Below are 12,602 nucleotides of genomic sequence, written 5' to 3'. Positions count from 1 at the left end.
GCGCAAGGCAAGGCGTCGGGAAGAGGCGTAGCGATGCCATGACGATGACGAACAACCCGGCATCGCCACGGAAGACCCGGGAAGCATTGGCCGGGGGTTCCTGCACGTCTCGCCAGAATGGAGCTCGAACCGGATGAGCCGCTGGCGTGCGCCGGTCGCGGCATCGACCAATCTGGTTACCGCCGCGGGCCTGCGCACACTTCAGGAAGAACTCAACGAGCTCTGGACGGTGCGGCGTCCCGAAGTCGTGGCGGCCATTACCGCCGCGGCCGCTGAAGGCGATCGCTCGGAAAATGCAGAGTACATCTACCGCAAGAAGCAACTGGCCGAAATCGACCGCAGGGTACGCTACCTGAGCAAGCGCATCCCTTCCCTGCGGGTTGCCGAGGGGCGGCCCGGGGACGGCTCCGCAATCTATTTCGGCGCGTGGTTCGCCGTCGAGGATGCCGACGGCAGCGAACATCGTTACCGAATCGTGGGCGCCGATGAAACGCACGCGGACCATGGCTGGATAAGCATCGATTCGCCGTTTGCGCGGGCCGCGCTCGGCAAACGCGCCGATGACGAGTTCGAAGTCCAGACGCCGAACGGAATCCGCTCATGCGTGATCACGCGAGTCGACTACGAAGACTCCAATTGAAGGCCCTGACCGCAGGCGGATAGGCCAACCAGGCAGGAGGGAGTCCGACTGCAACGCCGACCATGGATTCGCCAGCCTGCGCTCGAAAAAAAAGCGGGCCATTCGGCCCGCTTTTCATTTCGGCTCGGAGCGGTCTGGCAATCAGGGCTCGACCGGGAGGGTAACCTTGAAGGTCTGGGTTCCATCCTCGTCGGTGGCGGTCGCCTCGTCCCAGAATCGTCCGCCATTCATCTCGCTGTACAGGTAGCCGTGGGTTTCCGCGAAGGCCTTTTCCTGCAATCGCAGCAGAGGCAGCGCGGCAGGGCTGCCGGTGTACTCGGTGACCAGGGCCAGACCGCTGTAGCTGATCTTTGCGCGCACGCCGTCTTCGATGATCAGGTATCCATCCTCGTCATGATCGCCGGTCTTCAGCTCACGCGGGGCATCCTCGGTGGTAACGTCATCGACCAGGTCGGAAACCGCAGGAACGGTGATCTCGTAGGTGTTCCCGTCCAGCGTGAAGGTCGTCGAATCAACCGGGATCGATACGTCGAAGACGTAGTTGTCGTCCCCCCAGTTGGTGGTGACCGTGCGCACCGGCCCCGCCTGGTTCAGGCCAGCCTTCTTCATGACCGCTTCGATCCTGGCAACGGCCTGGGAGGTCGCCTCCGCAACTTCGTCGAGCGTGCGCGGCGCCTTGGTCGACAGGACGAGAACCGGCACACCGGTCACTTCGGCGACCTGGATGTCCTGATCCTTGTAATCCACGTTCGGAAACGAAGCGAGCATGTTGGCCATGTTCGCGACGGCAGTCTGGATGGTCGCATCGGGTTTGCCGTGGATGTAGAGCCCGGCATAGCGCCACATCAGGTTCCAGCCGTAGTCGACGTCGTAGGCCCAGTTGATTCGCGTGGTCTTTCCGCTTTCCGACGGTTTCAGCGTGATCGTGTAGGTCTTGTTCTCGCCGGCGAAGTCGTTGGTGATGTCCATCTTGACCTGGCTGTCCTCATCGCTGGCGGCGATGGTCAGACTGCCCTTGCCCACGGTCTCGTTACCGGAGTAGTTCACGGAGGCGCCGACGCCCGTGCGCGGGCCGGAATATTCCATGTGCAGCTGTGGGTCGAGGCGGCGCTCGGGCGACCATTCCGGGAACCGGCGCAGCGTATTCACCGAATCGTATATCTGGCGAAGCGGGCTGGATACTTCGACCGATCGCTCGACGTGGCCGTGACTCGGCAGCAACACGCCAACCACGACGATCAGTACGGCGACGATCAGCAGGGAAACCAGCAATTCAAGAACACGCGTCATTCCGGACCTCTCCAGGACTTGATTGATCGCCGGCGCATCTTCCCCAGCCGAACCCTGCCCGCTGGCGAAGGATCGCTTGGCCCGACGTGTTGATACCCACAGGAGGATCCTCCCGGACCCGTGTGGCTCAGAACCGGCATGTTACTTGACTCCGGGCCGCAATGGCTACGACCGGAGCGGGCCCGGCCAAGGGCCTGAAATCGGCGCCAATCAGACGATTCCGAGCTCAAATGCCTTCAAAACGGCGCGTGTACGGTCACGGACACCCAATTTCGAGAGAATATTGGACACGTGGTTCTTGACCGTCCCCTCCGCCACTCCGAGCGAGTTGGCGATTTCCTTGTTGCTGTAGCCGCCGGCCATGAGGCGCAGGATCTCGGTTTCCCGCTCGGTCAGGGGATCCGGTCGATCGAGACTGGTGAAATCATTCTGCATGCGCTCGAGGCCGGACAGAAGCCGCTGGGTGACCATTGGCGCGACCAGGGAACCCCCGTCCGCAACCACCTTGACCGCATCGACGAGCTGGTCCAGGGAAACATCCTTGAGCAGATAGCCCCTGGCCCCGGCCTTGAGCCCGGCCAGGACGAGTTGCTCGTCGTCAAAGGTGGTCAGGATGATGGTCGGTGGCAATTTTCCAGCGGCATTGAGCGCATTCAGCACATCGAGCCCCGACATCCCCGGCATGCGCATGTCCAGCAGCACCACGTCGGGCGCTACCTCGGGGATCATCTGCACGGCCTGCGCTCCGTCTATCGCTTCGGCGACGACCCGGATCGAATCGGACAACTCCAGCAATGATCGTATGCCCTGGCGCACCAGGGTCTGATCATCGACAAGGCATACGGAAATCATCGGGTTGCCTCCATTGGCAGCCAGGCATCGAGCGAAAAGCCCTGATCCTTGGCAGTAACGATATCGAGTTGGCCGCCAAACTGCGAAAGACGCTCGCGCATGCCGGTCAGGCCGTTGCCGTGACGCAGCTGGATGGCGCCGCGGCCGTCGTCGCGTGCGTGAATGGCCAGCCTGCGATCCGGCGTCCGCTCGAACGACAACCACAGGTTGCTGGCATTGGCGTGGCGGACCGCATTGGTGATGATCTCCTGGGCGCAACGCAACAGCAGCTGGGCCCGGCGTGGATCGTCGATCGTGAAACGCGGAGGCAGTTCCAGGTGGATGCGCAGGCCCGGAACGCCCTCGATGAGCGTGTTCAGCGCATCGGTCAGGTCGATGCTGTCATCCTCGCGCAACTGGCTGACCACCTCGCGCACATCGGACAGCAGCAAGCGCGCCACCGACTGGGCCTGGCGGACATGTTCGTGGGCCTGGCCGCTGACCAGATGGCTGGCAACCTCGAGGTTGAGGCTGAGCGCGGTCAGGTGGTGTCCGACCAGATCGTGCAGTTCGCGCGAAATGCGCATGCGCTCGCCCAGCCGACTCGATTCGGCAAGCAGGGCTCGCGTTGCACGCAATTCGGCATTCAACCTGCGCTGGTCCTCGCGCGCCTCGGCCTGCTGCTTGGCGATCAGGGACGTGACGAACGTGGTCGTCGAAATGCCCAGGTACATGGTGGCCTGCCATGCAGCCAGGCTCAGCGAGTAGGTGGGCCAGCTGGCAAACAGTGGCAGCAGGGAGAAATTCTGCAGCACCATCCAGGTGACGCCGACGTGGAGATTGAGGATCCAGGGCAAGGCGACCGAAACCACCACGAGCAGCAAGGCGCAAAGGCCACTCTGGCTGAGCCAGCCGACCGCGATCGCAAGCAGGTTGAGCAGGACCAGCAGTGCGATCTGGACCAGCCTGCGCAAGCCGGACGGATTGCGCGCGCCCATGTCGTGGGTCAGGAACCAGAAGACCAGACCAAAGGCCAGATAACAACCCAGCCAGAGGTCATAGAAATAGGCCGGTCGGGCCCGCTCGAGCATTTCGGCGACGACCGTCTCGTACTGCAGCAGCGGAATACCCACGCAGGCGTAGGTGAACAGACTGGCGTAGCGCAGCAGGCGGATATGATTGAAATGCGGCATCGGCATGCCGACATCATAGGCGGGTCGGGAGGTCCCGCAACCTGTCCGAAGTCATTGCCCGCGCCCGATTGGCGGCGCTCCTGCCAATTCCAGCTGTCCCGTGCTGGAATCGCGTCCCGGTCGAGATGGCCCGTGGGGGTCGCGCATGCGATAATCGGGGCTCCGTGCCGAATGATTCGGCAGTCGCAATACCCTGTTGGAGCGCCTGAACGCATGACCCTCGTTATTCGCGACGTGCGTGAGCACGAGCTCGATTCCGTGCTCGCCCTCAACAACGCCGTCGGACCGCGCATCCTGGCTCTCGATGCAACAAGGCTCCAGTGGTTCTTCACCTATGCCTCCTACTTCAGGGTCGCCGAAGTGGACGGCGTCATCGCCGGTTTCCTGATTGCCCTGCGCGAATCCTCGAATTACTCCAGCCCCAATTTTCGCTGGTTTCGAGAGCGCTATCCGGAGTTCGTCTACATCGACCGGATCGTCATCGCCGAACCCTACCGCGGCCTTGGCCTTGGCCGGATCTTCTACTGCGATGTCACCAGCTACGCCGAGGTGCGCGTGCCACTGCTCGCTTGCGAGGTCTTTCTCGAGCCCCGTGACGATGCCGCCGTGCTGTTCCACGGCACCTACGGCTTCAACGAGGTCGGCCAGCAGTTGATGGATGGCGTTGGCCGGCCTGTCAGCCTGCTTGCCAAGACCCTGTGCAGCTTTGAATTTGTCCGCGATACCTATCTGCAGGCCGGCAGCGGCGAGCTTCCGGACCTACCGTGGCTGGCCGAGCGCCTCCACGCCAACCCGGCGCAAGGGCTGGCCCGCGCCAGCCGTGGCTGACCCGCGCCGATGATCGACGCCGCGAAGAATTTCGAGCCGGCAGCCGAACTCAAGTTTGGCCAGGTCGGCATCGCCAACCTGCGCCTGAAACGCCTCGATGCCGAATCCATGTCGGCAGAACTTGCAGCCAGGCTCAAGAGTGCACCGCAGCTGTTCCTGCGCACACCCGTGGTACTCGACCTGAGCCACCTGCCCGCGCTTCCGGCCGCCGAAGTGGTTCGCGATCTATTCGACCGCATACGCACTGCCGGCATGTTGCCGGTTGGCCTCTCCTACGGCACCAGTGAGAACGAGGCCCTCGCACGCACGCTCGACTTGCCGCTGTTTGCCAAGTTCCGGGCCGCGTTCGAACGCGGCGGCGAGCCTGCGGTTGCCCCGCCTTCGCCGTCTGCCAACACCGCCGAACCGCCGCCAGGCGTGCCTACGCCGGCGCCGGCGAGTCGCGAACCTGCGCGCACCCTGCACCAGGACGCTCCGGTCCGCTCCGGCCAGCAGGTCTATGCGCGCGGCGGCGACCTGGTCGTCACCAAGCTGGTCGCCAACGGCGCCGAAGTGATCGCCGACGGTTCGATCCATGTGTATGGCGCGTTGCGCGGACGCGCCCTGGCGGGCGCGCAGGGCGACGTCGGTGCGCGCATCTATTGCCAGGAGTTCCACGCCGAGCTGGTTTCAATAGCCGGCCAATACCGTGTGTTCGAAGATCTTCCACCCGACCTGCGCGGCAAGCCCGTGCAGGCGTGGCTGGAGGGGGAAAAACTGCTGCTGGCCAGGCTCGGCTGACTGCGGAACCATCACAAGAGCCAACAAATGGAGAATCGACCTTGACAGATATCATCGTCGTCACGTCCGGCAAGGGCGGTGTGGGAAAGACCACCACCAGTGCGTCGCTGGCCGTCGGTCTGGCAAAGCGCGACAAGAAGGTTGCCGTCATCGACTTCGATGTCGGCTTGCGCAACCTGGACCTGATCATGGGCTGCGAGCGCCGCGTCGTTTACGACTTCGTCAACGTCATCAATGCCGAATGCACCCTCAAGCAGGCACTGATCAAGGACAAGCGCTACGACAACCTGTTCGTGCTCGCAGCCTCGCAGACGCGCGACAAGGATGCGCTGACCAGGGAAGGCGTCGAGTCGGTACTCAACGGTTTGCGGGAGGAAGGATTCGACTACGTCATCTGCGATTCGCCCGCAGGCATCGAGAAGGGTGCGGCACTCGCCATGTATTTCGCCGACCGTGCCGTGGTCGTGGTCAATCCGGAGGTCTCCAGTGTTCGCGACTCGGACCGGATCCTCGGCCTGCTCGCCAGCAAGACGCGCCGCGCCGAACTGGGCAATGGGCCGGTCGAGCAGCATCTGCTGCTGACCCGCTACAACCCGAACCGCGTCGAATCCGGCGACATGATGAGCATCGCCGACGTCAAGGAAATCCTCGGCATCGAGGTGGTCGGCGTCATCCCGGAATCCGAAGGCGTTCTGGCGGCCTCGAATGCCGGCATCCCGGTCATTCTCGACGAGGAGTCGAATGCCGGACACGCCTACGACGATGCCGTGGCCCGCCTGCTTGGCGAATCTCGCCCGCTGCGTTTCATCGATGCGCAGAAGAAGGGCCTGTTCTCGCGAATCTTCAGGAGTTGAGCATGGGAATCTTCGACTTTCTGCGTGCGCGACCGAAGAACACCGCCAATGTCGCCAAGGAGCGCCTGCGCATCATCGTCGCCCAGGAACGCGCCCAGCGCGGCAGCCCGGACTACCTGCCGACCCTGCGCCGCGAGATCCTCGAAGTGATCAAGAAGTACGTCAACGTCGATCCCGACGCGGTCTTGATCAATGTCGAACGCGACGGCGATCACGAGGTTCTCGAACTGTCGGTCGCCCTACCCGAGAAGGGCGCCGCCGTCGTCGGCGAAAACTGATCGCCCTTGCTGCTGCTCGGCGACATCGACATCGACGGGGTGCGGGAGCTGCTGCACGGCCACGGCTTGTGCCTGGAAGTCGTCGGCGAAGACTGTCCCATCCCGGGCAGCTACTGGGGTGAACCCGAAGCCGGGCTGATTGGCGCTACCGTATTCGCGCGCAATGACACGCCAGTGCATTCGCTATTGCATGAAGCCTGTCATCTGATCGTGATGCCCGCGGAACGCCGGGACGGCGTCCACACCAATGCCACGGATTCCATCGCCGAGGAAGACGCCACCTGCTACCTGCAGATAGTGCTTGCCGATTCCCTGCCCGATGTCGGCGCCGTGCGCCTCATGGCCGACATGGATGCCTGGGGGTATACATTTCGACTGGGCGCCACGAGGGCCTGGTTCGAAAACGATGCGGCAGAGGCGCTGGCCTGGCTGAATGAGCGCGGTCTGGCATAGCCCCGAAGCGGACGATTCCTGATGGGCCGGGCCGCCGTCGAGGCGGCCCCTTTGTGGCACTGATGCCAGCTCCCTGGCCCGCGCTTTTTCCTGTTCAGACAATCAGGAGCTCCCGACGCGCAGCGCGCGTCGGGGATCGCCAGGCCAAACCCGCAAGTCAGGGCGACTCGAAACCATCCTGGAAGATGATGTCGATCGGACCGGTCGGCAGCGGCCAGGCCCAGACGCCGCGGCTGCGCGTGAACACGGCCAACGTGGTGAAACCGCGGTCGATGGCCATGTCCCAGATCATGACGCGCGGCAGTCCGTTCTCGAAGCGGTACCAGACCGGATTCGGCGCGGACACGTCGTCGGTGTAGTAGAGACCCCAGTCCGTGCCTGCGAACACCTGGTTCGGAATGTTCGGATTCACCGCCACGGAGTTGGCCGGAATGTTCGGCAGATTGCCACTGACGTTGCGCCAGGTGAAGGTCGTGCAGTTGTTCTGGCAGGTCACCTCGTAGATGTGGCCTGGGTTGCCCGGCGTGTTCTGGTCAAAACCACCGAGCGCGGCGTATCCGATCGCACTCGTCGCCGGGTTACCGGCATCGCCGACGTCGACCGTCACGTCCATGACCGGACGGTTCGGCAGCACGCTGTTGTTGTCCGTCAGGTTGACCCAGGTCGCGCTGTCGGCGACGCCCTGGTTCATGCCGTAGCCCAGTTGCACATTGCCGTCGTTGGTGCCGACGATGACTACGCTCGGCGTCTTCGTCGCATGCGCCAGCTGGTTGATGAACGAGCGATTGCCAAGGGTGTTCTTGGTCAGGTTAGGGCTGTTCGGATACCAGCTGGTGCGCGGAATTCCGCCCTGCAGGGTTTCCCAGACGCGATTGGTGCCGCCCAGCATGTAGGAGCAGCCGATTGCCGTGCTGCAGCCGCTGCCCGCCACATCGAGCTCACCATATCGGTAGATTTCGACGGGCATCACGAAGCTCAGCGTGTCACCACCCCAGCCTGCGGCGGACGGCGTTGCATTGGTCGTGCCGCCACTCGGGCCAGTCTGGCTCACCACGAGCGCGCCGTTCTGGCTTGAGTAGTACCAGCGCAATTCGTTGACCGGCTCGATTCGCGTGTAGATACCGTCGCCACCGTTCCTCACGGTCCACTGGGCCGGCGCCGGATCCGTATTGGTCCAGCGTACCCATTCGCTGCCGTTGTCCTGCGCGCCGGCACTCGCCCCCGGGGTTGCCGCAGTGGCGAAATTGGCCGTGATGTCGCCCGAATACAACTCGATCGAACCGATCGTCTGGTTGAGCGAGATGAAGGTCGGTCGATTCGCCGACGACGAGCCGCCCGTCCCGAACTGCGCATTGGCTGTATAGAACACGCCGCCGTCGCTGCCGCTCAGCACCTTGTTGTTGTCGTAGCCGCCAAAGCCGTTCGGCAGGAAGGCGCGCGCGTGATGATCTACGTGGACGTTGCCGCTGCCGTAGCCGCAGGTGATGTCCTGGAACGTCGTGCCGCCGTTGGTCGAACGCCACATGTCGACGCCACTGAGCAGCACGATTTCCGGATTGCCCGGATCGACCAGGAGGCCCGAGTCATACCACATCTGGCTGCCGCCATTGGTCGCGTTCGAGCAGCCACCCGCCTGCACGCCCGATGCAGTCGCCCGCTGGACCCAGCTGTTGCCGCCATCGTCCGTTCGCCACACGCCAAGAACACCGCTGGATACCGCATCGGATCCGAGCGCGTAGATGGTATCGGGATTGCTCGGGGCATCGGCGATCTCGAGGCGACCGAGCAGTTTTCCTGTCGGATCACCATTGCCGGTACCTGCCGGCCACCCGTTGTCGAGCAGGGTCCAGTCTCCGGTCGCCGGGCAACCGGTGGCCGGCCATGTCGCGCGATAGACGCCGTTTGCGCCAAAGTTGGCGAGGTCCGGCTGAACCGTGGTCGGCAGGCCGCGCGTGCCGACCGCGGCGAATACGCGAACGGCACCCGCGCCGGCGTTCTGCACGATCAGGCCGGTGATGTCCTGACGCTGGGAACTGAACGAATTGGTATAGCAGGGACCCGTCCAGTCGACGCCTGCATTGTTGGATACGAACAGTCCGGTCTTGGTACCGACAATGATCGTATCCGGATCGATCGGGCTGGTCCGTACCTTGCCGACAGCCTGGTACTGCGGAAATCCGAGACTGACTGACGGAGCATAGAGCGGATTGAACACGTCTTCACCGAGGACCGTCCAGGTCTCACCCTTGTCGGTGCTTTTCAATACGCCGGAGGAGCCAAAGGTGAACGAGCCGTAGCGAAGATCGCCGGTGCCGGCGTAGATCACGTTTGGATTGCTCGGCTCGATATACAGGTCGCCAATGGCGATGCTGGCGATGTCACGATCATCGGTAACGTTGCGCCAGGTCGTGTTGGCGTCGCAGCAGTTCGTTGTTTTCCAGACGCCACCGCCGTCCGACGCGGCGAATACAGTGTGTTTGCCATTGATATCCGGACCGGTCGGATCGGCGACGATCACATTGGTTCTTCCGGCGACGACGACACCACCATTGAGCAAGGGCGATGGCCCGAGGAAGGTCCAGCCGTTCGGGGCCAGGGTCAGGGGAGACTCCGCAGAACGCAGATACGATTTCTCGCCGGCAGGCACGCCGTTGGCGATTGCGCGATCCGCCGGCTTGGCCTCTCCATACCAGCCGGGGCTGAAATTCATGGTCGGATAGGAAACGCGGTGCGCCCAGTAATCGCCGGCGACCGGTTTCGACCAGGGGCCTGCGGCGTCCTCGTCGAATGACTCGACTTTCGAATCCGAGAAGTAGGCGGTTGCGCCGGCCGCAACAGCGACCAGCCCGATCGCCGCGAAAAATTTGAATCGCATGATGGTCCCCCAGGCGTCCGCCGACAGGCGGAGTCGGCAGATCATATGGACCTTCGCGGTGTTCGTCCATGTGCCGAGGCACCCGGCCCCGTTCCGGTGCGGGATCCGCTTCGCCGTGGCGGCAACGGGACGCCGGACCGTCGGGCACTTCCCGGGGACGGCCCAGTGCCGACGGCACATCCGGGTGCCCGAACCATGCCCCTTCCAGCACGGAGCCGGGGCCGGCAAGTCCTGACTTGCCGACCCCCTGATCGTCAGTTGCGACGCAAGGCAAGCGCCCGATTCGAGAACAGCGCAAGCAATCCGATGAGCAACAACAGGGCCCAATTGGCGTCAACATCGACCTCGACCACTTCCGTACCCGCGCCAATCGTCACCGTATCGTCATCCTGGTTGTTGAATGGCGTGTCATCGCCGCCACCGGTGACCGTCGCCAGGTTGACCAGAGGCGAGGCCGCATTCAGCGCGACACTGACAGTCAATGTGACCGGCGGGAAGCTCGCCCCAGGATTCAGTATGTCGGAACGCGTGCAGGTCAGCGTCGCCAGTACGCAGGTCCAGCCGGGACCGCTGATCGCCTCGGCAGTAAGGTCCATCGGCAGCGTGTCGATCAGCGTGACCACACCGCTCGTTGGCCCGGCGCCGATGTTGCTGACGACCAGTGTATAGGTCGCGCCGACCTGTCCCTGCGTGAAACTGCCGACATGCGTCTTGACCACGGTGAGGTCGGGCAGCTGGACGACAGGTACCTCGACGTCATCGCCGCAACGCGGAAGCGCGGGGCAATTGGGATCACCGCCGCCGCTTGCGCTTGCCGAGTTGTCACCATCTACCGCACTGGAATCGACGGCGACGTTCAGGGTGAGGACCGTGCTTGCTCCTGCCGTCAGCGTTCCGCTGAACGTGCAGGTCAAGGCTGAAGTCCCCACGCAACTCCAGTTGCCACCCGCTGCGCTGGTCAGCGTGATGCCAACCGGCAAATTGTCGCTGACCACGATGTCGCTGAACGTGCTGACGCTGCCGGTATTCGTCACCGTTATCGTATAGCTGCCCGGCTGGCCGACCGTAAACGACCCCGGAATCGCCGATTTGACGACGGTCAGCGCAGGACTCGCGCCTACCGGGGTAATCAGCGTGTCCTCGTCCGGCGGCGTCTCGTCCGAGTCGCCCGTGCCGGTATTGGTGATCGTACCAGTCGCCACATCAGCCGCCGTGACCGAGTAGGTACCGATCAGCGTGCAGGTGCCGCCGACCGGAACACTCGCGCATGGCGTCGTGCCGCCCGTCGCTGTGATGAGGCTATCCGCCACCACGACATTGCTCAGCGGGATATTGCCCGTATTCGTGACGGTCACCGTGTAGGTGAGCACATCGCCCTGGGTGACCGTACCGGAAGCATCGCCATCCGCGTTGCTGGTCAACGCCTTGGACGTACTCAGTGCAGGACTGCCGACGACTGGCGTTACAACCGTGTCCGCATCCGGCGGCGTTTCATCGGAGTCGCCCGTGCCAGTGTTGGTGACATTGCCGGCTGTGACATCGGCTGCTGTCACGGTATAGGTACCGATCAGCGTACAGGTGCCGCCGACAGGAACACTCGCGCACGGAGTGGTACCACCCGTCGGCGTGATCAGGCTGTCGGTCACGATCACGTTGGTCAGCGGAATATTGCCCGCATTGGTGACCGTGACGGTGTAGGTCAGTACATCCCCCTCCGTCACCGTGCCGCTTGCATCGCCGTCGGCGTTGCTGGTCAAGGCCTTGGCAGTATTGAGTGCCGGGCTGCCGACAATAGGCGTGACTAGAACATCATTGTCAGGGCCGGTTTCATCGGAGTCGCCCGTGCCGGTATTGGTGATCGTACCAGTCGTCACATCAGCCGCCGTGACGGTGTAGGTGCCGATCAAGGTGCAGGTGCCGCCGACCGGGATACTGGCGCAGGGCGTCGTGCCACCCGTCGGAGTGATCAGGCTGTCCGTGACAACGACGTTGGTCAGCGGGATATTGCCCGTATTGGTGACGGTCACGGTGTACGTGAGCACATCACCCTGGGTCACCGTTCCGGAAGCATCGCCGTCGGCGTTCGACGTGAGCGCCTTGGCGGTGTTGAGCGCCGGGCTGCCGACGACCGGCGTGATGACCGTATCGCCATCGGGTGGCGTTTCGTCCGAGTCGCCGGTACCGGTATTCGTAATCGTACCGGTCGTGACATCCGCCGCCGTGACCGTGTAAGTGCCGATCAGCGTGCAGGTGCCGCCCACCGGAACGCTGGCGCATGGCGTCGTGCCGCCGGTTGGTGTGATCAGGCTGTCGGTCACCACGACATTCGTCAGCGGGATATTGCCGGTGTTGGTCACCGTCACGGTGTACGTGAGCACGTCGCCCTGGGTCACCGTTCCGGAGGCATCGCCATCGGCGTTCGACGTCAGCGCCTTGGCGGTGTCCAGCGCCGGGCTGCCGACGACCGGCGTGATCAGCGTGTCGCCATCGGGTGGCGTTTCGTCCGAGTCGCCGGTACCGGTATTCGTAATCGTACCGGTCGTGACATCCGCCGCCGTGACCGTGTAAGTGCCAATCAGC

The 12,602-nt window shown here is 63.5% G+C and carries 11 protein-coding genes; 6 read left to right on the top strand and 5 right to left on the bottom strand.

The window, feature by feature from the left end; translation table 11 throughout:
• The first annotated feature begins 133 nt into the window (after positions 1-133).
• Positions 134-640, top strand: coding sequence for a transcription elongation factor GreB (greB, locus tag BM125_RS16655; RefSeq protein WP_092410064.1), 507 nt, complete (start codon positions 134-136; stop codon positions 638-640).
• Between the two features lie 141 nt (positions 641-781).
• Here the strand turns inward: greB and BM125_RS16650 are convergent, their stop codons facing one another.
• From BM125_RS16650 to BM125_RS16640, 3 genes are all read right to left on the bottom strand, one after another.
• Positions 782-1,930 (bottom strand): SRPBCC family protein, encoded by a 1,149-nt coding sequence (locus BM125_RS16650; protein WP_092410062.1) that lies wholly within the window; start codon positions 1,928-1,930, stop codon positions 782-784.
• Between the two features lie 210 nt (positions 1,931-2,140).
• On the bottom strand, positions 2,141-2,782 hold the full coding sequence (locus BM125_RS16645; protein ID WP_092410060.1) for a response regulator: 642 nt from the start codon (positions 2,780-2,782) through the stop codon (positions 2,141-2,143).
• Entirely contained in the window at positions 2,779-3,954 is a 1,176-nt protein-coding gene (locus tag BM125_RS16640) for a sensor histidine kinase (protein ID WP_245778963.1), read from the bottom strand. The genes BM125_RS16645 and BM125_RS16640 overlap by 4 nt, the downstream gene beginning before the upstream one ends.
• A 213-nt stretch (positions 3,955-4,167) precedes the next feature.
• Here BM125_RS16640 and BM125_RS16635 point away from each other — a divergent pair, with 213 nt between their 5' ends.
• The 5 genes from BM125_RS16635 to BM125_RS16615 are packed head-to-tail and all read left to right on the top strand — an operon-like array spanning position 4,168 to position 7,147.
• The gene (locus BM125_RS16635; RefSeq protein WP_092410056.1) at positions 4,168-4,782 is read left to right on the top strand and encodes a GNAT family N-acetyltransferase; all 615 of its coding nucleotides are present in this window, start codon (positions 4,168-4,170) and stop codon (positions 4,780-4,782) included.
• Between the two features lie 9 nt (positions 4,783-4,791).
• Positions 4,792-5,562, top strand: coding sequence for a septum site-determining protein MinC (minC, locus tag BM125_RS16630; RefSeq protein WP_092410054.1), 771 nt, complete (start codon positions 4,792-4,794; stop codon positions 5,560-5,562).
• 41 nt (positions 5,563-5,603) lie between these two features.
• The gene (gene minD, locus BM125_RS16625) at positions 5,604-6,416 is read left to right on the top strand and encodes a septum site-determining protein MinD (protein ID WP_092410052.1); all 813 of its coding nucleotides are present in this window, start codon (positions 5,604-5,606) and stop codon (positions 6,414-6,416) included.
• A gap of 2 nt (positions 6,417-6,418) precedes the next feature.
• On the top strand, positions 6,419-6,694 hold the full coding sequence (gene minE, locus BM125_RS16620; protein ID WP_092410050.1) for a cell division topological specificity factor MinE: 276 nt from the start codon (positions 6,419-6,421) through the stop codon (positions 6,692-6,694).
• Between the two features lie 6 nt (positions 6,695-6,700).
• Positions 6,701-7,147, top strand: a complete 447-nt coding sequence (locus BM125_RS16615; RefSeq protein ID WP_092410048.1) for a hypothetical protein — start codon at positions 6,701-6,703, stop codon at positions 7,145-7,147.
• Between the two features lie 157 nt (positions 7,148-7,304).
• Here BM125_RS16615 and BM125_RS16610 read toward each other — a convergent pair whose 3' ends face one another.
• On the bottom strand, positions 7,305-10,022 hold the full coding sequence (locus tag BM125_RS16610) for a beta propeller repeat protein (protein ID WP_139225080.1): 2,718 nt from the start codon (positions 10,020-10,022) through the stop codon (positions 7,305-7,307).
• Positions 10,023-10,276: 254 nt separating this feature from the next.
• A partial coding sequence (locus BM125_RS16605; protein WP_139225079.1) for a beta strand repeat-containing protein occupies positions 10,277-12,602 on the bottom strand: 2,326 nt, incomplete at its 5' end.

The sequence above is a fragment of the Dokdonella immobilis genome (genome assembly GCF_900115085.1).
GTDB classification, from domain to species: Bacteria; Pseudomonadota; Gammaproteobacteria; order Xanthomonadales; family Rhodanobacteraceae; genus Dokdonella; species Dokdonella immobilis.
This window is presented reverse-complemented; position numbering and strand designations above follow the sequence as displayed.

What these genes read in the sequence shown, in the direction of transcription:
- greB (WP_092410064.1), top strand. Translation starts at nt 134, where the DNA reads ATGAGCCGCTGGCGTGCGCCGGTCGCGGCATCGACCAATCTGGTTACC.
- BM125_RS16650 (WP_092410062.1), bottom strand. Translation starts at nt 1,930, where the DNA reads ATGACGCGTGTTCTTGAATTGCTGGTTTCCCTGCTGATCGTCGCCGTA.
- BM125_RS16645 (WP_092410060.1), bottom strand. Translation starts at nt 2,782, where the DNA reads ATGATTTCCGTATGCCTTGTCGATGATCAGACCCTGGTGCGCCAGGGC.
- BM125_RS16640 (WP_245778963.1), bottom strand. Translation starts at nt 3,954, where the DNA reads ATGCCGCATTTCAATCATATCCGCCTGCTGCGCTACGCCAGTCTGTTC.
- BM125_RS16635 (WP_092410056.1), top strand. Translation starts at nt 4,168, where the DNA reads ATGACCCTCGTTATTCGCGACGTGCGTGAGCACGAGCTCGATTCCGTG.
- minC (WP_092410054.1), top strand. Translation starts at nt 4,792, where the DNA reads ATGATCGACGCCGCGAAGAATTTCGAGCCGGCAGCCGAACTCAAGTTT.
- minE (WP_092410050.1), top strand. Translation starts at nt 6,419, where the DNA reads ATGGGAATCTTCGACTTTCTGCGTGCGCGACCGAAGAACACCGCCAAT.
- BM125_RS16610 (WP_139225080.1), bottom strand. Translation starts at nt 10,022, where the DNA reads ATGCGATTCAAATTTTTCGCGGCGATCGGGCTGGTCGCTGTTGCGGCC.